General features: G+C 76.3%; 1 protein-coding gene. It reads left to right on the forward strand.

Annotated elements, in window-relative coordinates:
• A partial coding sequence (locus G3I71_RS45435) for a hypothetical protein (RefSeq protein ID WP_164324785.1) occupies window positions 1-657 on the forward strand: 657 nt, incomplete at both ends.

Below are 657 nucleotides of genomic sequence, written 5' to 3' on the forward strand. Positions count from 1 at the left end.
GGCACGGTCGGCCTGGGTGCCGACGTGCGCACGGCCGACTTCCTCGACGGCGCCCTGACCACCTACGGGTACGACCCGCTGGAGCCGGGTGCGGCGGTCACGGGGCCGACGTCGGGCTGGGTGCACAAGCAGCCGACGAGCGTCACGGTCGACGCCGACGGACCGGCGCCGCTGCGTGCGACGACGGTCTACGACGTGCGCGGGCGGGTGCTCTCGTCGTCGAAGGCGGGTTCGTCCGGCGCGGACGCGGGCACGGTGCGTTCCGTGCTGTACACCGCCGACGGCTCGGCGGCCGACGCCGCGTGCCGCAACCGGCCGGAGTGGGCGGGGCAGCCGTGCGTCACGCGCTACGCGGGTGCCGTCACGGGGCACGACGCGACGCGCATGCCGGGCCAGCTCACCGAGAAGCGGGTCACCGAGTACAACCGCTTCGGCACGGCGACCCTCACGACCGAGGCCGCCAACGGCCAGACGCGGCAGACGCGGACGGTCGTCGACGCGGCCGACCGGGTCACGGCGGTCGAGATCTCGGGCGGCGCCGGCGCGGGTACGGCGGTGGCCCGGACGACCACGACGTACGACGCGCAGACCGGCGACGTCGTGGCCCAGGCGACGGTCGACGCCGCGGGCGCGCCGACGGCTGCGGTCGCCAAGGAG

The organism is Streptomyces sp. SID12501 (assembly GCF_010550245.1).
Classification (GTDB): Bacteria; Actinomycetota; Actinomycetes; order Streptomycetales; family Streptomycetaceae; genus Streptomyces.